This window comes from Streptomyces sp. CB02923, assembly GCF_001905005.1.
GTDB lineage: Bacteria > Actinomycetota > Actinomycetes > Streptomycetales > Streptomycetaceae > Streptomyces.
In genome coordinates this window covers 408091-429856 of record NZ_LWKZ01000026.1, presented here as the reverse complement: position 1 = coordinate 429856, position 21766 = coordinate 408091, and the positions used below count along the sequence as shown (strand labels likewise).

Below are 21766 nucleotides of genomic sequence, written 5' to 3'. Positions count from 1 at the left end.
ATCCACCAGGCACCCGCCAGGCACCCGCCAGGCACCCGACGGGCCTCCGTCAGGCCTCCGAAGAGACGCCCGCCAGGCCCCACGGCCCGGCGGCCGCCCGCCACCACAACCGAAAGGGCCTCCGATGCCCCACTCGTCTCCCACCCCACCACTCGACGTGAACCTGCTCCCGGGCACGCCCCCGGTCCTCCTGGCCGAACCCACCGGCGACGCGGCGAGCTGGGCCGCCGGATACCGGGACGTCCTGCGCACCCTCGCCGTCGAGCACGGGGCCGTCCTGGTACGCGGTCTCGGGCTGCGCGACGCCGACCAGACCGGTGCCGTCTTCCGGCACCTGGCCACCGGCCTGCTGACGGAGCGGGAAGCCTTCGCGCCGCGGCGGGAGTACTCCGACGGCGTGTACTCCTCCGCGAAGTGGCCGCCCTACCAGCCGATGTGTATGCACCACGAACTCAGCTACACCCTCACGGCCCCCGGCCTGCTGCTCTTCGCCTGCCTCACCGCCCCGGACAGCGGAGGCGCCACCGCGGTCGCCGACGCCTCGGCCGTCCTGGACGCGCTGCCCGCCGAGCTGACCGACCGCTTCGCACGCGAGGGCTGGCTGCTCACCCGAAGCTACAACGACGAGATCGGCGCCTCCCTCACCGAGGCGTTCGGCACCGACGACCGCCGCGCCGTCGAACGCTACTGCCGCGGCCACGCCATCGACTTCGCCTGGCAGCCGGACGGCAGCCTGCGCACCCGGCAGCGGCGCAGCGCCGTGCTGCGCCACCCCGTCACCGGCCGCCGCTGCTGGTTCAACCAGATCGCCTTCCTCAACGAATGGACGATGGAGCACGAAGTGCGCGAGTACCTGAAGGACGTGTACGGCGCCGACGCGCTGCCGTTCAACACCCGTTACGGCGGCGGCGACCCGATCGGCGAGGACGTCGTGCAACTGCTCAACACCGTCTACGCGGCCCACTCCGCACACGAGCCGTGGCAGGCGGGTGACCTGATGCTCGTCGACAACGTCCGTACGGCCCACAGCAGGGAGCCCTACGAAGGGCCCCGCGAGGTGCTCGTGGCGATGACCGACGCGGTGCACCTGGCCGCCCGCGTACCCGAAACCCGGGCGGTCGCGTCATGACCGTCACCCGGCCCACCGGCGCGCCCGCCGGACCGGACGAGGCGCACACCGTGCCGCCCTTCGCGGTGATCTCCGGCACCCAGGTCCACCACGCCCTGCGAGGCCGCGAACGGCAGATCGTCCAGCTGGTCGAAGACACCTACCGGCTGCACGGCGCCGGCGGCACGGTTAACCCGCCGTCCTACTTCCTGCGCTTTCCCGACCGTCCGGACTCCCGGATCATCGCCCTGCCCGCCTCGATCGGCGGGCGCGCACCGGTGGACGGCCTGAAGTGGATCTCCAGCTTCCCGCGGAACGTGGCCACGGGCCTGCCCAGGGCCTCGGCCGTACTGATCCTCAACGACCACGCCACCGGGTACCCGTACGCCTGCCTGGAGAGCTCGATCATCAGCGCCACCAGGACGGCGGCCTCGGCGGCGGCGGCAGCCGACCGGCTCAGCCGCGGCCGGCCGCGTCCGCGGCGCGTCGGCTTCTTCGGCACCGGCCTGATCGCCCGCTACATCCACACCTTCCTGGCCGCGACCGGCTGGCAGTTCGACGCGATCGGGGTGTACGACGTGTCGCCCGACAGCGCGGCGGGCTTCCGTACGTACCTGGAATCGTCGCGGGAGGCGCCCCCGGAACCGTCACCGGCCTCCGCGACCGACCCCGCTCCCGCTCCCGCCCAGGTCACCGTCCACACCGACCCCGCACAGCTGATCCGTACGAGCGACCTCGTCGTCTTCGCCACCGTCGCCTCCCGGCCGCACGTCAGCGACCCGTCGTGGTTCGCGCACCACCCGCTGGTGCTGCACATATCCCTGCGCGACCTGGCCCCCGAGATCCTGCTCGCCGCGGCCAACATCGTCGACGACGTGGACCACTGCCTGAAAGCGGACACCTCGCCCCACCTGGCCGAACAGCTCACCGGCCACCGCGGCTTCCTCGACGGGACCCTGGCGGACGTGCTGGCAGGCCGGGTACGCGTGCCCGCTGACCGGACGGTGGTCTTCTCGCCCTTCGGCCTGGGGGTGCTCGACCTGGCCGTCGGCGCCTTCGTCCACGACGAAGTCGCGCGCTCCGGCGGCCTGCACGTCATCGACGACTTCTTCCACGAATTGCGCCGGTACGGATGAACGCGGCGCCGGTACAGAGGAACCGGCCGCGCCGGACCGGATGAACGACTGCGTGCACTGCAGAACGAGGGGGAACAAAGTGCCAGTCATATCCTTACCCCTGGACTTCAACGAGGAGGACCTCTACGTCGACCTGCGGGCGACGTTCGGGCACCCGCTCTTCCTGAAGTGCGAGGGTTTCAACTTCGCTGGATCGATCAAGCTGAAGGCCGCGACGGAGATGGTGGCGGCCGCGGAACGCAACGGCGTGCTCACACCGGGAGCCACCCTGGTCGAGTCCTCGTCCGGGAACCTGGGCGTGGCACTGAGCATCATCGCGGCGAGCAAGGGATACGGGTTCCTGTGCGTGACGGACGCCCGCTGCAACCTGTCGGCCCGCCGCATGATGGAGGCGCTGGGCAGCCAGGTGCACGTCGTCACCGAGCCGGACGCCAGCAAGGGCTTCCTCGGCGCGCGCATCGACTACGTACGCAACCTGACCGCCTCGGACGACCGCTACGTCTGGCTCAACCAGTTCACCAACCCCGACAACTGGCGGGCCCACTACCGCAGGACGGCACCGGCCATCGCCCGCCAGTTCCCGCACCTGGACGTCCTGTTCGTCGGCGCCGGCACCACCGGAACGCTCATGGGCTGCGCCCGCTACTTCCGCGACTGGCACCGCCCGGTGCGCGTCATCGCGGTGGACACTGTCGGATCGGTCTCCTTCGGGGGAGCACCGGGCCGCCGGATGATCCCCGGCCTGGGCACCAGCGTCCCGCCGCACCTGCTCGACGCGTCCTTCGTCGACGAGGTCATCCGGGTCGAGGAGACGGACACCATCCGCACCTGCCACCGCCTGGCCGGACGCGGATTCCTCTTCGGCGGCTCCACCGGCACGGTCGTCAGCGGCGCCGCCAACTGGCTCAGCCGCCACCGCCGCCCGCACCGTCTCACCGCCGTCGCCATAGCGCCCGACCTCGGTGAGCGCTACCTCGACACCGTCTACCAGTCCAACTGGCTGCAGGACCTCTACGGTGAGGACCTGCTCACCGCCGACGGGCTGACCGGCGCACGGTCGGCGTGACCCGCGTACGCCGTATCGCCCTCCGCCTCCGCCGCCGTCCAGCGCCCCGGCCATAGGCTGACCGGCACCCGGAAAGCCACGGGGCGTGAGCGGCCGGGGCCGGGGTACGCGAGCGGCATCCCGGAGGCGGAGGAAGGGCGGACGGCGTGCGCAGTGTGGGCGTGGAGGAGGAGCTGCTGCTGGTGGACGCGCGGACCGGGGAGCCACGTGCCCTGTCGGCGGCGGTCCTCGCCGCGGCCTCGCGGGACCCGCTGGGCAACGAGGAGGTCTTCGAGAGCGAGCTGCACCGTCAGCAGCTGGAGTTCGCCACCCGGCCGCAGACGGACATGGGCGGCCTGGCCAAGGAGATCCGGCGGTGGCGCGCGGAGGCCGCGCGCCACGCCGAGGGCGTCCAGGCGTCGGTGGCCGCCCTGGCCACCTCCCCGCTGGAGGTGAGCCCGACCATCGGCAGCGGCGAGCGCCACCAGTGGCTCGCGGAACACTTCGGCCTCACGGCCCAGGAACAGCTGACGTGCGGCTGCCACATCCACGTCTCCGTGGACTCCGACGACGAGGGCGTGGCCGCGCTCGACCGGATGCGGCCCTGGCTGTCCGTACTCCTGGCGATGAGCGCGAACTCGCCGTTCTGGCAGGGCGAGGACAGCCGGTACAGCAGCTACCGCAACCGGGTCTGGGGGCGGTGGCCCTCGGCCGGACCGGTCGAGGTGTTCGGCTCGGCCGACCGGTACCACGAGCAGATCGGCGAGATGACGGCCAGCGGCGTACTGAAAGACGACGGCATGGTCTACTTCGACGCGCGCCTGTCCCGCTCGTACCCCACCGTCGAGACCCGGGTCGCCGACGTGTGCCTGGACCCGTCCACCACCGTGCTGCTGGCCACCCTGATCCGTGGCCTGGTGGAGACCGCGGTACGCCAGTGGCACGACGGCGTCCCGCCCGCGCGCCACACCGTCGCGATGCTGCGCCTGGCGACCTGGCGGGCCGCCCGGTCGGGGCTGGAAGACGAGCTCATCCACCCCGTCACGATGCGTCCGGCCCCGGCCGAGACCGTCGTACGGGCACTGTTCGACCACGTACGCGACGCCCTGGACGACAGCGGCGACCTCGTGCCCGCCCAGGAGGCACTGGCCACCCTGCTGAAAACCGGCAACGGCGCCCGCGTCCAGCGGGAACTGCTGCGCAGCACCGGCAGCCTGCGGAGCGTGGTCACCGAGTGCGTACGCCGCACGCTCGACTGACGGGGGCGACGGCCGACGGCCTGGCGCCGGACGGACTCCGGTCTCGGGGCCGATGCGGCTCGGCCATGATCGGAGGGGACATGGACGATCTGAGGGACAAGACCGCCGTCGTCACCGGCGCCGCGAGCGGAATCGGACACCTTCCTGCCGCTCATGATCGAGCAGAACGAGGAAGCGCACATCGTCAACACCGCGTCCCTGGCAGGCCTGCTGACGGGCGGCTCGCTCTACGGGGCGACGAAGACAGCCGTCGTCTCCCTGTCGGAGACGGTCCACCTCGAACTCGTCGAGGGCGGCCGCAAGCCACGGATATCCGTACTGTGCCCAGGCCTCGTCGACACGAAGATCTACCTCTCCCAGCGCAACCGCCCGGCCCGCCTCTCCGACGCCGGCACGATTCCGCCCGGCTGGTCGGCCGACGAGGCACGCCACTCCTTCCAGAAGTTCGGCACCCGACCCCGCACCATCGGCAACGAGGTGGTACGCGCCATTCACGAGGAACGTTTCTACGTCCTGACCCACCCCGAATACAAGGAACACATCAAACACCGGATGGACTGCATACTCACCAACGAAAACCCCACACGACTGCCGCCGCCGGGTACGTGATTCGGGAGTCGGGGTAAGCGCGGGGCGCCGCAGGCGCATCACGCAGGGGGCCCGGAACCGTCCGGGCAGAAAAAAGATGCGGGGCGGCCATCCAGCCGCCCCGCACCGGGGATTTGCGCGCCGTGTCGCTCGGTGGCGGGGCGCGTCAGATGGTCAACGTCAGGAGTTGACGCAGGTGTTGCCGAAGGTCGGGTTGAGCAGGCCGACGACGTTGATGGTGTTGCCGCAGGCGTTGACCGGCACGTGGACCGGGACCTGCACGGTGTTGCCGGACAGTACGCCCGGCGAGTTCAGCGCCGCGCCCTGGGCCCCGGAGTCGGCAGTCGCGAGGCTCGCGCCGCCCAGGAGGATGGCGCAGGTTCCCGCGGCGGCGACGGCAGTCTTGATGACACGCGACATGGAATGTTGCTCCTCGTACATTGAGAAAAAAGGACAGGCGGCCTGGCGGAGAGCGCACGGTGCCCGCCGCCGCGGCTGGTGGGCCGCCGCCCCCTAATCAACCCGATGCGGCGTCGTTTGTCGCTGAAAACGGAAGGTGTTCACTCTATTTAGGGTGAATCGAATCAGCGTATTAATTGTCTGCGTCGGCCCCCGCGGTCGTCGTGGCGGGCAGCCGGCGAAGCACCGGCTGCCCGCCCCGTTCACCCGGTGTCAGCCGCAGCGTCCGGCCGGACGGGTCCGTGTGACCAGGTCGGTGTAGCCGGCCGTGCCGTCCACCCACACCACCTGACGGCCGCCCGGCATGGCGGGCCATGCCTGTTCGCCGCGGTTGCAGGACACCCGGGACCGCTGACCGCTGTCGGCCGAGAACTGCCACAGCTTGGACAGCGTCTCGTTGCGGTACACGGTGTCGGGCGTCGACGCGGTGACGGTCACCGCCTCGTCCGTGCCGACGAGTTCGGAGGCGCGCAGGGCGTCCGGGCCGTCGCCGGGGCTGAGGTCCGTCACCGCCGTACCGTCCAGACCGGCGCGGCGCAGTGCCGTACGGCCCGAGTCGTCGTCCGTGGGGACCAGCCAGAACACATGCTTGCCGGTGATCGCGGTCTGCCCGATGCGGGCGGGGGTGCCGAGCTGCCCCATCTGCGTGCGCTTGCCCGTCTTCAGGTCCAGTGTCTCCACGCCGTAGATGCGGGTGGGGCCGTCCCGGCGGATGGTGCCGTAGGCGATCCGGCCGTGCGCGATGGACGGATGCACGGTGCGCAGGCCGGGCTCGTCGTTCACCTTCACCGCGGTCGGGTCGCTCAGCCGTACGTACCGTACGCTCTCGCCGACCGGCCGGGGCCGCGTCTCGAACACCACCACGTCGCCTTCGACCCGCAGGTCGGAGGCGCCCCGCCGGCCCGACCACAGCGTCTTGACCGGCCCGCCCGCGATCGGCCGGGCGAGGATGTCCATGGACCTGCGGTGGTACGCCAGCCACACCACCGTTCTGCCGTCGGTGGCCGGGTGCACGTGGTAGCGCCCGTCGTTGGGGCTCATCAGCTTGAGCGCTCCGGTGCCGTCGGCCCGCCCGGCCCACACCGAGTACGGTTCGGTGCCGACCTCGTTGGACTTGGACGCCGCCCACCAGCCGCCGCCCGCACCGGTCGAGGAGCCGTCCGTGTTGATCCGGCCCAGGAGCGGGTCGGAGTCGACGCCCATCGCCAGTTCCCAGCCCGGTACGACGCCGTGGGCGCTGAACGCCCGCTCGGCGGTGCGCAGTTGCGCTTCCGTCGCGTGGAGGTCGCGGGCGGCGGCGAGCACCGCGGCGCGGCCCTCGGTGAAGCCGTCCAGCGGCGTCAGGTACTCGGTCAGCGCCTTGTAGACGATCTTGTCGGCGAGGGTTTGGCCGAGGTCCTCGCGCAGATCCCACAGGGCGCCCGCGAAGATCGTGGAGTTGAGGTGGACGCCGCCGTTGTCGGTGGCCAGCGACACTCCGAGGAAGGACTTCGAGGTGGTCCGGCCGTCGTTGAGGTCGCGGGTCGCGCAGGTGCCCGGGGGCTTGGTCCGGCACAGCGTCTCGCCCAGCAGCCCGGAGTCGGGGCTGTCCATGGGGATGCCGTAGGTGTCCGTCTCGATGGCGTTGCCGAAGTAGTCGGCGACGGCCTCGTTCAGGGCGCCGGACTGGCCCGCGTAGACGAGGTTGGCGGAGTGCTCCACGACGCCGTGGGTCATCTCGTGCCCGACGACGTCCAGACCGGCGGAGAGCGTGCGGTACTCCGCGTCACCGGCGCCGTAGACCATCTTGGAGCCGTCCCAGAAGGCGTTGATGTACGGCTGCCCGGACTGCGTCACGCCCACCAGCGAGTTGACGGCCATGCCCCGGCCGTCCAGGCTGTCGCGGCCGTGCCGGTCCCGGTAGTAGTCGTAGACCTTGCCGGCGGCCCAGTGCGCGTCGACCGCGCCCGCTTCGGTGGCTTCCGGTCCGAAGGCCGGGGTCGGGGAGGCGAACTCCAGGATGTCGTACGGCCACGGCCCGGAGACGTCGCCGACGTCCTTGCCGCGCGCGTCCCACGTGGACAGGGTGTTCTTGCTGGTGCCCGCCATCCGGGTGTGGTCCCGCAGTACGTACGCCGTGCGCGACTCCTCGTAGGCGACGGGGAGTTCGACGGTCTTGCCGTCGTACTTGACTCCGGAGCCCTTGACACCCGGCTCCTCGGCGCGGAGGGCGCTCGCTCCGGCGCGCCTGCCCTGCGGCGCGGGGGCCGCCGTGCCGGTCTCCGGGGGACGGAACGTCTTGATCCCGCTGTACTGGAGCACCGGGTACCCGGCCTGCGCGTCGACGTAGACCTCGTGCAGCACCGGAACGCCGGTGACGGGGTGGGTGCCGCGTACGGTCACGTGCCGGGTGAGCACGCCCGCGCCCCGGGGGAGGACGACCAGCCCGCGGTCGGTGCCGGTCAGCGGCTGCGCGTCGGGCCGGGGCAGCCGGTGGTTCAGGAGCTGGTCCGTGGCCGCGTCGACGGCCCGCTCGACGGCCAGGGCCCCGTCCACCGCGGGTTCGACGCCGGTCCGCAGCCCGGTGAAGTACTTCCCGGAGGTGCCGGTGACGACCCGCTCGCCGCCCTGGTGCTCCATGCGCACCACGTACTGCCCGCCCAGGACGTCCACGCCCCGGTGCTTCTGCTGAAGCCGCACGATCTCGTGGCCGCCCGCGTCCACGGTCTGTACGGTCCGCAGGTCGCGACCCGGATCGCCGATGTGGTATCGGCCCTCCCGCGCCGCGAGGTGTCCGCGCGCCGCGTCGGCCGGGCTGCCCGTGGCCTCGGCCGCTTCCCGGATGCCGTCCACCAGCGCGGGCGTGGCGGTGCGCTGTCCCGGCACCACCTCACCGGGGGCGGCCGGCCGTGCCGCGGGCGCCGCTCCTGCGGGCACCGCCGGAATCAGCAGTGCGGCGGCGCCCATCAGCGCCGCCGCACCGGCGAAACCCTTCCGTGTCCCGGCCGCTCCACGCGGCCCGCGTAACCCTCCCGGACCGTCCGGTCTCTCCGGCTCCGCCCGTCCGTCACGTGCTCTGCGCTCACGCAAGGTGACCCCTCTCGCCGTCTGCCCCCGTGCCCGGCAGCCGTCACTGTTGTGGACAGGGACATGCAAGCGGCCCCCCGTTCACCCCGACAACGAATCCGGCAAGTCGGTGGACGACTTCCGGACGCGTGACGGCGTGACGGCGGCCGGGAGGTCGGGCTCTCGTGCCCCGGGCGGTCGGGCCCTCGTGTCCCGGGCGGTCAGGCGTCCGTGTCCCGCTCGGCGAGGTGGGTGCTCATGGCGGCGTTCAGGTCGGTGAGGAAGGACTCGAAACGCTCCAGGAGCTCCGGCGGGTAGGGGGACATCGCGGCGTCCAGGCGGTGGGCGAGCGGGCCGAAGAACTCGTCCGCGCGTTCCTGGATGTGCGCGCCACCGCGCAGGGTGACGACGCGCCGGTCGGAGTGTTCGCGGGTGCGGGTGATGTGCCCGGCCGCTTCGAGGCGGTTCAGGAGCGCGGTGGTGGCGCCCGTGGACAGTCCGATGCGTTCGCTCAGACGGGCTGGTGAGAGCGGGGTGCCCCGCTCCTCGGCGGCGGCGATCTCCAGGACCGCGGTCGCGTCGGTGGAGTGCAGGCCCAGCCAGGCGGCGAAGCGCCGGCTGAGTTCGGCGTAGTGGCCGCCGTAGCTCCGCAGCCCTTCCATCAGCCGCGCACGCCGCGCCGCCATGGTCTCGCGCATCGCGTCTTCCACGGAGGCTCGCCACCTTTCTCTCCTGCCACGTGGTCCGCGGCGGCTCTCTTTGACAACCTATCGCCCCCACTTTACCTTCATCGTGGAATTACTTCATGATGGAGGTATTGAGGATGCGCGACCCGTCCCCCACCCACGACGAGGCCACCGAGCCCTACCGGTGGCGATGGCTGATCCTGGTGGTGATGCTCGCCGCCGAAGTCATGGACCTCCTGGACGCCTCGATCGTCAACGTCGCCGGCCCCGCCCTGGAGGAGTCCCTGGGCATGGGCACCGTGGGCCTGCAATGGGTGATCGGCGGCTATGCCCTCGCCCTGGGAGCCGGTCTGGTACTCGGCGGACGGCTCGGTGACCGCTACGGACGCCGCCGGATGTTCCTGACCGGCCTGACCGCCTTCACGGCCGGTTCACTGCTGTGCGCACTGGCCCCGGACACCGGGTCGCTGATCGTCTTCCGGCTGCTCCAGGGCACCGCCGGGGCGATGCTGCTCCCGCAGGGGCTGGGCCTGCTGCGGGAGAACTTCGCCGGATCCGAGCTCACCAAGGTCTTCGGCATCTTCGGTCCCGTCCTCGGCCTGGGCGGCATCATCGGCCCGGTCCTCGGCGGCTTCCTCGTCGAAGGCGACCTCTTCGGCCTCGGCTGGCGGTCGGTGTTCCTGGTCAACCTGCCCGTCGGCATCGCCGCACTGGCCGTCGCCGCGAAGTTCGTGCCGAAGAAGGCGGGCGACCGCACGGTGCGGGTCGACCTGGCCGGCGCGGGGCTGGTCGCGGCGTCCTGCGCGCTGCTGGTGCTGCCGCTGAACCAGGGCCAGGAGGACGGCTGGCCGCTGTGGACGTGGCTGAGCATGGCCGCCTCGGCCGTCGGTTTCGCGCTGTTCGCATTGCAGCAGCGCCGTACGGCCGCGGCGGGCCGGGAGCCGCTGCTCACCCCGGGCCTGCTGCGCAAGCCCGCCTTCACCGTCGGGCTCGGCGGCATCGCCCTGTTCTTCGGCGGCCTCGTCGGCACCCAGCTCGTCCTGACGCTCTTCCTCCAGATCGGCCGGCACTTCACCGCCGGCGACGCGGGGCTGGGCAACCTGCCGCTCGCGGTGGGTACGGCGATCGGCGGCGCGGTGAGCGGCGCGGTCCTCGCGGACCGGATCGGCCGTGCGGTCCTGCAGATCGGCCCGCTGGTCCAGCTCGCCGGTGCGGCGCTGCTCTGGTTCGAGCTCGACGGTCTCTCCTCGGCGTCGTTCTCGGTCTGGTCCGTTACCCCGGGCGTGGCGGTCTCCGGTGTCGGCGCGGGCATGGTGATCGCCCCTCTGTTCAGCTTCATCCTCGCCGCGGTCGACGACCGCGAGATCGGCTCCGCCTCCGGCGTACTGTCCGCGGTGCAGTCCATCGGCGGCTCCGTCGGCGTCGCGGTCTTCGGGTCCGTGTTTTTCGCCCGCGCCGCGGCCGGTGACTTCACCCGTGGCTTCCAGCACGCGCTCATCGCTCAGGCGTGCCTGCTGGTCGCGTTCCTCGCCGTCACCTTCCTGCTCCCCAGGAAGGGCCGTCCGGAGGACGAGCAGCACGGCGTCACCGGCGATGCGCCCTCCGACGTACAGCACGCCGCCGTATGACTCCCGGCGTCACCCGGGCCGGGAGCCGGAGGGCGGTTCCGGGTGCTCCTCGGGGGCGAAGAGCACCCGCGCCTGGCGTTCGAGCTCCTGGCCCGCGGTGTTGCCGGAGTAGTTGGTGCGGATGAGCGCCATCGTCCGTTCCACCCACTCCTCGCTCGGATACCGGCCCATCGCCCGCCACTGGTGGAGCACGGTGCGCAGATAGCGTTCGATGAAGTCCTGGAATTCGGGTTCCGCGCCGGGCAGGCTGTGCAGGGCGATGGTGACGGCCGTCCGGTGCAGGTCCGAGGGCTGGGGTGCGTCGGCGTCCTCGTGCTGGGCGGTCCAGAGTGCGAGCAGGGCGTTCGCCGCCGAGAGGCAGTGGCTCTCCCAGTAGCCGGTGAAGTCGGTGATGCTGTAGCCCAGTCCGGCCTCACACAGCGGCTCCAGGGCGTGCTGGAGGACGTCGCGGTCCGTGTCGCACAGCAGGAACGTCTCCTGGCGCAGGGGCTCGTGCCCGCCGCGCATCCAGGACAGGTGGCCCCGCTGCTCGCTGAGGGGCGCCATGCCGTAGGTCCAGTACGGGTCGACCGCGGGCGCCGGGACGTGTGCCGCCTCGTAGTCCGGGAGGGACCAGCGGACGCGGATGTCCTTGAGGTCCTCCAGCCAGGTGCGTTCCAGGGAGAGGGCGCGCCCGAACGTGTCCCAGCCCTCGGCCGTGAGCTGCGATTTGAGCAGGGTCATCAGCCGGTTCCAGTGGTGTGCCGGTTCCCCTTCCGGGAACAGTTCACGGCCCTGGACCGCCCCGCCGAGCAGGACCAGGAGCAGCAGGAGGTTGCCGGCCCAGACGGCGTGCCGGGCCGGTACGGGGAGCGACGCGGGCCGGTAGCCGTCGAAGGTGTGCTCCTGGCGGGCGAGCAGGGCGGACTGGAAGAGCTGGAGCAGCAGCGGGCGCAGCGTCGTGCGCTGCTCGGCCGGCAGCCGGCCCAGCGCCTGGCCGAGGAAGGCGAGGGTCGCGGCGCGGACGGACAGCGCTTCGCACGAGAGCAGCGCGTGGAGGAAGGCGTCGTCGGGGGCGGCCGGGCGGGCGCGGGAGACGCCGGCACGGGCGGCGCCGACGAGGTCCTGGAGCTCGCGCAGCACCAGGCGCGCCACCAGGAACTCGCCGAAGGTGGAGTGCAGGAACTCGAAGGACCGCAGCCGTACGCCGTCCCGCGTCGCCTCCGCGCGGTGGATGAAGAAGAACCGCCCGACGACGACCTGGCCCGGCGTCAGCGCGGCCCGCAGGTCGGCGGGGCGGACGGGGCCCGTGCGTTGCGGCAGCAGCACTTCCAGGTCCGCCGTCAGCTCCGCCTCGGTGATCCACTGACGGTTGCGGTTGAGCATGGCGAAGGCCGTCACGGACAGGCACAGCAGCTCGGACTCCACGGCGCGGGTGAACTGCTCGTCCGCGAGCGCCGGCTCGTGCTTGAGGACCTCGCGCGCGGCGAAGCGGGCCAGCAGCCGGTCGTAGAGGTCGAAGCCGGCCAGGTCGGTGTCCTCGACCTGGAAGGCGTTGTCCTCGGCGTCGTACAGGGCGAGCATCAGCAACAGCAGTGGCTGGCTGCCCAGTTCGGGCTGCGCGAGCACCCGGCCGGGTGGCAGGGGCCGCAAGGAGCGGCGGCGGAAGTGCGCCGCGTTCGTACGGTTCCACAGGCCGAGCCACCGCGTCACCTGCGCTTCGCTGAACGGCTCCAGCCGTACGGCGACACCGCCGGGCGACAGCCGGGCCCGGTCGGCGACGGCGGTACGGCTGGTGACCACCACGGCCAGCGGGCGCCCGTGCGTGGCCTCGCGACGCTGGAACGCGGCCACCCGCTGCACGTAGTCGGACTGGTGCACGCCGGTGGCCTGAAGGAGTTCGTCGAAGCCGTCGAGCAGGACCACGGGCAGCGCCCGCGGCGCGGTGCGCACCGCCTCGGGCCAGGAGACCGGCTCCCCGGTGGCGTCGCGGACCGCCGTCTCGATCTGGTCCTGGACCGAAGCGTCGGCGGGTACGGCGGACAGCGGCACCCGGACCACGAGGAACTCCTCCGCGGGCAGCCGGGCCGCCAGGACCTGGGTCAGCACGGACTTGCCCGAGCCCGGCTGTCCCAGCAGGAGGAGCGGGGCCTGCACGGTCTGCGGTGCGGTGAGCAGGCCCGCGAGGGCACCTTGCAGGTCGTGGTGGACGGGCCGGTCGTCCCACCAGTGCTCGTCGGACAGCCGGTCGCCGGGACCGAAGGCGGCCATCTTGAAGTCCGGGGTGAGGTAGCCCTCGCCGAGCGTGGGAACCGTCAGGCCCTCCGGGAGGTCCTCCAGGGCCAGCAGCGGCGTGTCCATGGCCGCCCGGGAGGCGCGGTTCAGCGCCAGGTAGCGTGCGGCGGCCTGCTCGTCGGCCGCCCGGACCACGGCTTCCTCCAGCTGGCGCAGCGTACGGCCCAGGTCCCGGATCTCGTGGCGGGTCGCCTGGTGGTCGACCAGGTTCACCCACACGGCGACCTCGGGGAACTGCGCCGCCAGGCGCCGGTACATGATCTCGTAGGCGGACACCGCCCGCGGGGGCGTCGTCTCCAGCAGACCTGCCGTCACCCGTTCCCGGTCCCGTTCCGGTGCGTCGCTCCACGCCGCGCAGCCGGACACGCACTCCAGGAGCCGGTCGGAGAGGGCCCGGTAGAACCCCTCCAGCGCCAGCAGCTCGCTCTCGTACGGGCGCTGCGGCGCGGGCACCGGCACCTCGGCGCGCAGCAGTTCGTCCGCCAGCGACGCGAGCCGGCCGGTGCCCGGCGCGCTGCCCGTGGCCAGTAGCACCGCCTCTGCCCGGGTCGCGGTCAGTTCCCGCCGGTCGAAGGGGAGGTCCAGCTCCTTGACCGTGTCGAAGTACGCCGCCAGCACGACGATGGCGTGTGCCGCGGCCAGCCGCTGCGTACGGTCGAACCGGCCCAGCCCGCGGGCCCGTTCCGCCAGCCCGGACACCAGGGACCGGCTGAGCTGTGTCAGCTCGCCCTTGGCGTCGAACAGGCTGACCGCCAGCTCGGACCCGCCGCCGGTCGCCACGAGGAGGGCGCCGCCGGTCAGCCGGTCGAGGACCGCCACGGCCGGGTGGTCCGTGCCACCCAGCAGCCGTACCGCGTCCGCGTAACTCATCCCCCTGGGCACAGGACCCCCCGGCGTCGCCGTGTGTGGACAGGCCAGTACCGCCATCATGGCGGAGCGCGGGGGCGGGGCGGCAGGTGCAGGGGCGGTAGGCAGCCGTCGTTCACGTGCGCTCGTGCTCTGCCGCGCTGTCGTTGCATTTTGTACTAAGTAGCGCAGCCGAATCGCGCTGTGCGGACGGCCGTACGTACTCCGAGCCAGGTACTTCCTGCGGATGGGCCCACAGGGAGCGGGGCGAAGCAAGCCTGCGGAGGCGTGCGGCATTCCGTGAGCCGTGACCGGTGTCAACGGGAGATGGGTCACAGGGCACGGAACGGAGAATTCCCGCGCGGCCGCGATCCGCGCACGGGTGAATGGCCCGGCCTGAGACGCCGTACACGGGAGCGGGCCGTAACAGGCCCCTGGTGGTGATCGCGCCCGGCGTGGCGCGGCTGCCCCGCACAGCGAGTGCGGGTGCGCGTGTACCAGGACAGGTCAGGGTGGCTCCTGGCCCGTGCGGCCTTTCCACGGGACCGCGGGGCCGGGCGATGGGGGAAGGAAATCTGATGGAGATGAGCCTGCGGCCCAGCGAGGAAACCATCGCGGTGGACGGCCGGTACCAATGGGCGCTCCCGCTGCCCGCGGCGCCCGCGCCCGCCAGGCGAATCCGCTCGGTCTGGTATTTCGCGCTGCCCCTGACCTCCGCCCACCGCGGCGGGCATTCCGGTGGTGGCGCGGAGATTCCCGGAGTCGGCGGCCAGGACCGGTACAGCAACGAGGGTTCGGTCTATCCGCATGCCGCGCTGGTCGAGATGCTGACGTATCACGAACGCTGTTTTCCGGAGATCGACCGGCGGTACCTGGACCTGAGCCACCTGGAGTGGCCGGAGGTACGGGCGGCCATCCACGCCGACCCTCCCGACGTCGCGGCGCTGACGGTCTACACCTCGACCGCGCTGTGGGCGTTCATCGTGGCCGCCGAGATCAAGCGGGCCAATCCGCACGCGGTCGTGGTGTTCGGCAACGACCACGCCGGAATCCTGTACCGCGAGATACTCACCGGACGGTACGGCAGCCGGCTGGTCGATTTCATCAGTACCGGAAACAACGGCCCGTTCACGATGATGGGGCTGCTGTACGCGCTGCGCGGGCAGCTCGACCTGGCGCGGGTGCCCTCGCTCGCCTACCGCCGGAACGGCGAGGTGGTCAGCCAGCCCGCGCCCTCGTACCCGATCGACCGGCGCCTGCTGCCCGACTACCACCTGATCGAGGACCAGTTGGCACGGTATTACGACAAGGCATTCGAGGTCTGGTACGCGCAGCACTACGACCTCAAACGCATGGTGACGCTGCCGCTGGACGCCGGATGCACCTGGGGCAAACGGCCGGGCCGACGGTGCAAGCACTGCTCGATACAGGGCCTCACACCGAAAACCACCAGCGTTCCCGCCATCGTTCCGGTGCTGGAGGACGTGGTGGGCACACTCGGCGCGAACGTCTACGCCGCGGGGGACTCCACGCTGGGTTTCTCCCGCGATCAGTGGTCCGGGGAGATCGGCTATCTGGACGACCTGTCCGCGGCGTGCGCGGCTTCGCCCGTACTGCGCGACCACCGCTTCATGCTCGCGTACGGGCTCGTCTTCGAGTTCCTGCAGTCGGCGGAGCTGTGCAAGGGTTTCGTACGCACCTGGAACGTCGGTCTGGAGGCATTCGACCCCACATTGCTGAAGGGCGACTCCAAGGGAATCAACAAAGGGCCGGACCGGGTGTACGAGGCGCTGGAACTGGCGCGGACGCTCGACTACAAGCTGTACGTCTCGGGAATCATGGGACTGCCCGGCACGACCAAAGAGCTGTTGCGCAGCGAGGTGGACCACTGGCTCTCGCTGGCCGAGACGTACCGTGACGCGATCACCACCGTTTCGGTGGCGGCGCCGGGAGTGATTCCCGGCTCCCGGATGTACTGGGAATCCTTCCGTTCCGACGCGAAGGTGCGCGCCGTGCACGGTGAAATCATTCCGGCGCGGCAGCTGACCGAGCGGTACGTCCGCGAGCACACCGACGTCGAACTCGCGGACGTCGAAGCGGCAATCGCCGAGGTCGGCCGGGGCGTGATCTCGCTCGGGGAAGAGCGCGGCCACATGAAATTCGGCGGCTACATGCTCGGCGGCAAGGACGAGGACGAGGAGGCGGAGCGGCGGCAGCTCGACGCCCTCTGCGCGTCTCTGTGACCGGCCATGACATGGCGGCACCCTTCTTCCGTGGCGGGACCGGCCTGCACCATCACGGTGATCTGCGCCGGTTCCAGTATGCCCACGTCGCTCTACGTGGAGTACGGGCGCCATTTCGCCCTTTCCCCGTTCGCGGTCACCGGGCTGTTCGCGGTCTATGTGGCCGTACTGATTCCCACGGTGCTGTGGGGCGGGGGCCTGTCGGACCGCTGGGGGCGCCGGCGTGTGGCGTATGCGGGTATCGCGCTGGCGGCGCTGGGGTCGGCGGTGCTGGCGTCCGCGCAGGCACCGTGCGCCCTGTTCGCGGGGCGGATGCTGCAAGGCGCGGCAGCGGGTCTCACCTCCGGCGCGGCGACGGCCGCGCTGGCCGACGCGGCGCACGAAGGCGGCGGTGCCCGGCCCCGGGGCAGCGTCGTCTCCCTCGCCTCACTGGCCATCTCCGTCGGCAGCGCGAGCGGGCCGCTGCTCTCCGGGACGCTCGCCGCGGTCGCTCCCGCGCCGCTGGCCGCGCCGTACCTGGTCCATCTCCTCCTCCTGCTGCTCGTGTTGCTGTTGCGCTGGCCGCAGGCCGCGCCCCGGGCGCCGGGCCCGTGGCGCCCGCGGCGGCCCGGGGTGCCCCGGGCGGTGCGGCGGACCTTCGCGACGGCCGCCGTCACGACCGTCTTCGCCTGGAGCCTGCTCGGCGTCTTCCTCGCCCTGGTACCGGCGGTGGCGGCGGCCCTGAACCCGGGCGCGGGCACCGTGGTGGGCGGCGCGACCGTCGCGCTGATGCTGCTGTGCTCGGCCCTCGCACAGCCGTGCGCCGGGCGGCTCGTCCCGGGAGCCGGGCAGGCGGCGGGCCTCGGCGTGCTGGCGGCCGGGCTGGTCCTGCTCGTACTGGCCTGCTGGACGCGGAGCCTGCCGCTGCTGGCCGTCGCCGCCGTCGCGTCGGGCGCGGGCCAGGGCCTCGGTTTCACCGGCGCGCTCACCGGCCTGACCGCGGCCCTTCCGGCGCGGCAGCGCGGTGCGGTGCTGTCGGTGACGTACGCGGTGGGCTATCTCGCCCTGGCCGTCCCCGTGCTCGCGGTGGGCGCGGTCGCGGACCGTACGGGCATGGTCGTCGCGGTGGCGGGCTTCGGTGTGTCGGCGGTCCCTGCCTGCCTGGCCGCGCTGGTGTGGGTCCGCCGCTCCGGCGCCGTACGACCGGACCCGGAGCTGGACCCGGAGCCGGACCCGGAGCCGCCGCACGGCGTGCGGCGGCCCGGGGCCGAGGACGTGTCCGTCACCCGACGTTGATCTTGAATGTGGAGGTGGTGTTACGGATGTTCTCCGCGTTGTCCCGCAGGGTCAGCCCGCGGAACGTCGCCCGCCCCACGGCCGGGCCCTGTCCCGGCTCGGGCATCTCGTTGGCCCAGATCCCGAAGCCGGACCGCGCGTCGTACTCGTCGCCGCTCTTCCGCGCACCGGAGACGGTCACGTCCGTCAGCTCCGTGTCCTCGACCGGGTTCTGCGGCCGCTGGCCGACGTAGTTCGTCTGGAACATGATCCCGTGGTACGTCGGGTCGGTGATCTCGGCGCCCTGCACCCGGATCGCCCGGAAGGGCTTCGACGCGGAGAACAGCCAGATGCCGGGGAAGGTCTGCCCGTTCCAGAAGTGGCCGCCCGCGCGCTCGATGCCGAGGTTCTCGAACGAGGTCCGTCCGGGGCCGAAGCCGTTCATCGGGAAGCCGAAGTCCAGTGAGGAGATGGTCACTCCCGCGTAGACCAGGGTGTCCGCGACGCGGATGTTGCGGAAGGTGTTGAGCTGGCCGCCGTAGACGGCCAGGCCCGCGGCCCGCCAGGTGAGCTTGGAGGTGAGGTTCTCGTAGACGTTGTTCGTCTGCTCGCCGCCGCCGGAGTCGAGTGCGGAGAACAGCGCGAAGGAGTCGTCGCCGGTGGACCGGGCCTCGTTGTTGGTCACCAGGTTGTCGGAGGAGCCGTTGGTCATGTTCAGGCCGTCGGCGAAGGTGTCGCGGATGCGGTTGTCGCGGAGCGTCATCCGGTCGGTGTCGGCACCCCAGTAGAGACAGACCAGGTGCTCGGCCCAGATGTTCGCGATGGTGATGCCGGAGACGCGCTGGAAGTCGAAGACCTTGCCGGGCCCGTCGATCCGCGAGGTGTAGTTGCCGAAGTACGCGAAGCCGGAGAAGACCGAGCCGTTGGCGCCGTTGTCCGCGCGGAAGCCGACGTCGGTGTTCTGCTGCCCGGCGGGGGCGTGGAAGCGGGTGAACCACGGGCCGGCGCCGAGCACCTTCACCGGCTTGAGGTAGACCTGGAACTTGCTCGACGTCTCGTAGTCGCCCGGCGGCAGATAGACGCCCTGGATCTTCCCGGTGGTGTCCATCCGGGCCCGGTCGAGCGCGTTCTGCACATCCTGATGACCGAACCCGGCCGGTTGCACGAACGCCTGCGGGTCCGGGTTGGGCGCCGCGGACACCTTCTCGAAGTCGACGAAGTCGATCGCGTACGAGGAGGAGTTCTCGGGGTCCTTCTGGAGCCGGATCCTGCTGCCCGCCGGCACGGTACGGCCGAGGTCCAGATGCGCCTCGTCGTAGATGTGCCGGGCCGGGCCCGCGCCCGGATCGTTCACCGGGCCCGCCTCGGGGCCGTACAGCCAGGCGTACTTGGACGTCAGGCCGAGGGACTTGGCCTTCTGGCCGTCCACGTAGACGTTCAGCGTCGCGTCCGTCCCGCCGCCACCGGGCGCGTCGGGGATGGAGAAGCGGGTGACCAGGGTGTTGGTCTCCACCGGGGTGGTGAACTCCACGTACTGGCCGGTCTCCTTCAGCGTCACGGCCTTACGCCCCGACGCCTCGCCCGCCAGGTCGCCGATCCTGCGGTTGGGCCCGACCACCCGGGCGCCGCCGCCGGTGGCGCCGGACTCCGCCTCCACGGTCGTGTACGGCATGGTGGCGCCGGTCGCGGCCTTGGCGTTCTGGGGGCGGGGCCGGGGCTTTCCGCCGGGCACGGCGAATGCGGCGCGTGGGGAGCCGCCGCCTGGCGCGACGGTACGGGTGGCCGTCCGGCTGTCGGGGGACTGGTTGCCCGCTGCGTCCCGTGCCCGCACGGTGTAGTCGGTCTTCCGCCGAGTGCCGCCGGGCGCCGTGGTGTCCTGCCACTGCGTCGCCGTCGCGGGCAGCCCGGCGCGCAGCCGGCCGTCCGCGTAGACGTCGTACCCGGCCGCGTCGGGGGTGCCCTCCCAGCTCAGCGTCGTGCCGTGCAGCTGGATGCCGCGCGGCGTACGCGGGGGAGTGGCGTCGCCGGACGCCGCCCCGTAGACCGCGAGTTCACCGACCCGGTGTGCGCCGACGGCGCGGACGTAACGCAACGGCGTGCCGCCCAGGGGCAGCGTGATCTTTCCCTTGCGGGCCCGGACGTCGGACAGGTCGACGAAGTCGCGCCCGTTGACGGAGCCCTGGAGCTGGACCTGCTGCGCCTCGCCGGGCAGCTGGAACTCGACCCGGTCCAGGCGGCGGGTCGCGCCGAGATCGGCCTGTATCCAGTGGGAGGCGCTGCCCTGCGCGTAGGTGTCCGGGTCGCCGTCGTGCGCGCGGGCTGCGCCGTCGCCGCTGAGACGCATCGCCAGAGGACCGGCTCCGGCCGGTGCGGCTTGTACTGGTGCGGCTTCGGCTTGCGCGGCTTCGGCTGGTGCTGCTTCGGCGGTGGACGTCTGCCAACTGGTCGCCAGCAGTCCGGTGCTGAGCACGGCGGCCAGTACCGGCCGCCAGGCCCCTCTGAGCGGTGGGGAGGTGCGTTGTGTGGTGCCCATGACTTTCCCTTCTGTGGGGAGGGAGCGGCGGCCGAGCCCGGTCAGGCCCGCAGCCAGACCGCTGTGTCCTGCGGCAGCGCGCCCCCTGGAGTCAAGGGGCCGCTCGCTAAGAGGAGTTCGCGGTGCGCGGGGAGCGCCATGTCCCGTGGGCCGAAGTTGACCACGCACAGCACGGCGCTGCCGTCGCCGTTGTCGCCGTCCGCAAGGGCACGGGCGAAGGACAGCGCGTGTGGCGCGTCCGTAGGAAGCCAGCGCAGCGGGCCCGCGTCCTTAAAGGGACGGCGCAGCCGCAGCGCGGTCCGGTACAGCGTCAGCATCGAGTCCGGGTCGGTGGCCTGCCGTTCGACCGCGTAGTGCGCCCAGTCCGCCGGGCACGGCAGCCAGCCGGGGCCGTCGCCGTCGGCGCCCCAGGGCAGCGGCACCCGGCAGCCGTCCCGGCCCGGGTCCGCACCACCGGAACGCGCGTGCATCGGGTCCTGGATCAGCGCACGGGGGATCTCCGCCTCCGGCAGGCCCAGTTCCTCTCCCTGGTAGAGGTAGACGGAGCCGGGCAGGGCCAGGGTGAGCAGCGCGGCGGCACGCGCCCTGCGGGTGCCCAGAGCGAGGTCGGTGGGGGTCCCGAAGCGCTTGCGGCCGAAGGCGAATCCGGTGTCCTCGGCCCGCCCGTAGCGGGTGACCGTACGGGTCACGTCGTGATTGGCCAGCACCCATGTGGCGGGGGCGCCGACGGGGGCGTGCGCGGCCAGCGTGAGATCGATGGACGCGCGCAGCTCGGCCGCGTCCCAGGGGCGGGCCAGGAAATCGAAGTTGAAGGCGGTGTGCAGCTCGTCGGGTCGCAGGTAGCGGGCGAAGCGCTCGGCGTCCGGCAGCCAGATCTCCCCGGTCAGCACGGCCCCGTACTCCTCGGCCAGCCGCCGCCAGGAGCGGTAGATGCCGTGCAGTTCCGGCCGGTCGTGGAAGGGGTGCGGGCCTCCATCGGCGGGCATGTCGGGCAGCCCGTCGGCCTTGGCGAGCAGCGCGGCGGAGTCGATGCGCACCCCCGCGGCGCCGCGTTCGAACCAGAAGCGCAGCACGTCCTCGTGCTCCTGGCGCACCGCGGGGTGGCTCCAGTCGAGGTCCGGCTGCTCGGGGCTGAACAGGTGGAGGTACCACTGGCCGCTCTCCGTACGCGACCAGGGCACGCCGCCGAACTCGCTCACCCAGTCGTTCGGCGGCCCGGGGGAGGGCGGCCGGAAGTGGAAACGTTCCTGCTCCGGCGATCCGGGACCGGCGGCGAGCGCCGCCCTGAACCACGGGTGCCGGTCCGAGACGTGGTTCGGCACGATGTCCACGAGGGTGCGCAGCCCCAGCCCGCGCGCCTCCGCGAGGAGCTTCTCCGCTTCGGCGAGGGTGCCGAAGTCCGGGTGGACGGTGCGGTAGTCGGCGACGTCGTAACCGCCGTCGGCGAACGGCGAGAGGTACCAGGGGCTGAACCACAGCGCGTCCACGCCGAGTTCGGCCAGGTACGGCAGCCGGGCGCGGACCCCGGCCAGATCGCCGGTGCCGTCGCCGTTCCCGTCGGCGAAGGAGCGGACGTACACCTGGTAGATGGCAGCGCTGCGCCACCAGTCCGTGCGGGACAAAGGGGAGTCCTTTCGTACGAGGCGTACGGGGAGACGGGGA

The 21766-nt window shown here is 71.9% G+C and carries 13 protein-coding genes and 2 pseudogenes; 8 read left to right on the top strand and 7 right to left on the bottom strand.

Going from position 1 to position 21766, the window contains the following annotated elements; all coding sequences use genetic code 11:
* Positions 1-124: 124 nt before the first annotated feature.
* The 5 genes from A6A06_RS33430 to A6A06_RS33410 all read left to right on the top strand — a co-directional run bounded on the left by A6A06_RS33430 (position 125) and on the right by A6A06_RS33410 (position 5157).
* Positions 125-1129, top strand: a complete 1005-nt coding sequence (locus A6A06_RS33430; RefSeq protein WP_073766630.1) for a TauD/TfdA family dioxygenase — start codon at positions 125-127, stop codon at positions 1127-1129.
* Positions 1126-2244 carry a 2,3-diaminopropionate biosynthesis protein SbnB gene (gene sbnB / locus A6A06_RS33425; RefSeq protein ID WP_073766628.1) on the top strand — a complete coding sequence of 373 codons (1119 nt, stop codon included), beginning with the start codon at positions 1126-1128 and terminating at the stop codon, positions 2242-2244. The genes A6A06_RS33430 and sbnB overlap by 4 nt, the downstream gene beginning before the upstream one ends.
* Positions 2245-2323: 79 nt before the next feature.
* Positions 2324-3310 carry a 2,3-diaminopropionate biosynthesis protein SbnA gene (gene sbnA, locus A6A06_RS33420; protein WP_073766626.1) on the top strand — a complete coding sequence of 329 codons (987 nt, stop codon included), beginning with the start codon at positions 2324-2326 and terminating at the stop codon, positions 3308-3310.
* Positions 3311-3456: 146 nt separating this feature from the next.
* The gene (locus A6A06_RS33415) at positions 3457-4548 is read left to right on the top strand and encodes a glutamate--cysteine ligase (RefSeq protein ID WP_073766624.1); all 1092 of its coding nucleotides are present in this window, start codon (positions 3457-3459) and stop codon (positions 4546-4548) included.
* Between the two features lie 144 nt (positions 4549-4692).
* A complete protein-coding gene (locus A6A06_RS33410) occupies positions 4693-5157 on the top strand; it encodes an SDR family NAD(P)-dependent oxidoreductase (RefSeq protein ID WP_274535908.1) in 465 nt (154 codons plus the stop codon).
* A gap of 159 nt (positions 5158-5316) precedes the next feature.
* Here the strand turns inward: A6A06_RS33410 and A6A06_RS33405 are convergent, their stop codons facing one another.
* The 3 genes from A6A06_RS33405 to A6A06_RS33395 form a co-directional block, all read right to left on the bottom strand.
* The gene (locus A6A06_RS33405) at positions 5317-5556 is read right to left on the bottom strand and encodes a chaplin (RefSeq protein WP_073766620.1); all 240 of its coding nucleotides are present in this window, start codon (positions 5554-5556) and stop codon (positions 5317-5319) included.
* A gap of 252 nt (positions 5557-5808) precedes the next feature.
* Complete coding sequence (locus A6A06_RS33400) at positions 5809-8541, bottom strand: M4 family metallopeptidase (RefSeq protein ID WP_073766618.1); 2733 nt, start codon at positions 8539-8541, stop codon at positions 5809-5811.
* A 320-nt stretch (positions 8542-8861) separates the two neighbouring features.
* Positions 8862-9338 carry a MarR family transcriptional regulator gene (locus A6A06_RS33395; RefSeq protein ID WP_199931368.1) on the bottom strand — a complete coding sequence of 159 codons (477 nt, stop codon included), beginning with the start codon at positions 9336-9338 and terminating at the stop codon, positions 8862-8864.
* Between the two features lie 125 nt (positions 9339-9463).
* Between A6A06_RS33395 and A6A06_RS33390 the strand changes: the two genes are divergently transcribed.
* Positions 9464-10954: an MFS transporter gene (locus A6A06_RS33390; RefSeq protein ID WP_073766614.1), complete on the top strand. Its 1491-nt coding sequence runs from the start codon at positions 9464-9466 to the stop codon at positions 10952-10954.
* A gap of 9 nt (positions 10955-10963) precedes the next feature.
* On the opposite strand, the gene A6A06_RS33385 is transcribed toward A6A06_RS33390, so the two are convergent.
* Positions 10964-14098, bottom strand: a complete 3135-nt coding sequence (locus A6A06_RS33385) for an NACHT domain-containing protein (protein ID WP_073766612.1) — start codon at positions 14096-14098, stop codon at positions 10964-10966.
* Positions 14099-14652: 554 nt separating this feature from the next.
* On the opposite strand from A6A06_RS33385, the gene A6A06_RS33380 reads away from it, so the two are divergent.
* Entirely contained in the window at positions 14653-16317 is a 1665-nt protein-coding gene (locus tag A6A06_RS33380; RefSeq protein ID WP_073766610.1) for a hypothetical protein, read from the top strand.
* A gap of 30 nt (positions 16318-16347) precedes the next feature.
* Positions 16348-17592 carry an MFS transporter gene (locus tag A6A06_RS33375; protein ID WP_073766608.1) on the top strand — a complete coding sequence of 415 codons (1245 nt, stop codon included), beginning with the start codon at positions 16348-16350 and terminating at the stop codon, positions 17590-17592.
* On the opposite strand, the pseudogene A6A06_RS33370 reads toward A6A06_RS33375, so the two are convergent.
* The 3 genes and pseudogenes from A6A06_RS33370 to A6A06_RS33365 all read right to left on the bottom strand — a co-directional run.
* A pseudogene (locus A6A06_RS33370) lies at positions 17579-19252 on the bottom strand (glycosyl hydrolase); the annotation flags it as partial. The gene A6A06_RS33375 and the pseudogene A6A06_RS33370 overlap by 14 nt on opposite strands.
* A 399-nt stretch (positions 19253-19651) precedes the next feature.
* Positions 19652-19915, bottom strand: a pseudogene (locus tag A6A06_RS44070) (discoidin domain-containing protein); the annotation flags it as partial.
* A gap of 230 nt (positions 19916-20145) precedes the next feature.
* Positions 20146-21726, bottom strand: coding sequence for a glycoside hydrolase family 13 protein (locus A6A06_RS33365; RefSeq protein WP_073766606.1), 1581 nt, complete (start codon positions 21724-21726; stop codon positions 20146-20148).
* Positions 21727-21766 lie beyond the last annotated feature (40 nt).

Coding starts and splice junctions, on each gene's coding strand:
- A6A06_RS33405 (WP_073766620.1), bottom strand. CDS start 5,556: ATGTCGCGTGTCATCAAGACTGCCGTCGCCGCCGCGGGAACCTGCGCC.
- A6A06_RS33390 (WP_073766614.1), top strand. CDS start 9,464: ATGCGCGACCCGTCCCCCACCCACGACGAGGCCACCGAGCCCTACCGG.
- sbnB (WP_073766628.1), top strand. CDS start 1,126: ATGACCGTCACCCGGCCCACCGGCGCGCCCGCCGGACCGGACGAGGCG.
- A6A06_RS33430 (WP_073766630.1), top strand. CDS start 125: ATGCCCCACTCGTCTCCCACCCCACCACTCGACGTGAACCTGCTCCCG.
- A6A06_RS33385 (WP_073766612.1), bottom strand. CDS start 14,098: ATGAGTTACGCGGACGCGGTACGGCTGCTGGGTGGCACGGACCACCCG.
- A6A06_RS33400 (WP_073766618.1), bottom strand. CDS start 8,541: ATGGGCGCCGCCGCACTGCTGATTCCGGCGGTGCCCGCAGGAGCGGCG.
- A6A06_RS33380 (WP_073766610.1), top strand. CDS start 14,653: ATGGAGATGAGCCTGCGGCCCAGCGAGGAAACCATCGCGGTGGACGGC.
- A6A06_RS33395 (WP_199931368.1), bottom strand. CDS start 9,338: ATGCGCGAGACCATGGCGGCGCGGCGTGCGCGGCTGATGGAAGGGCTG.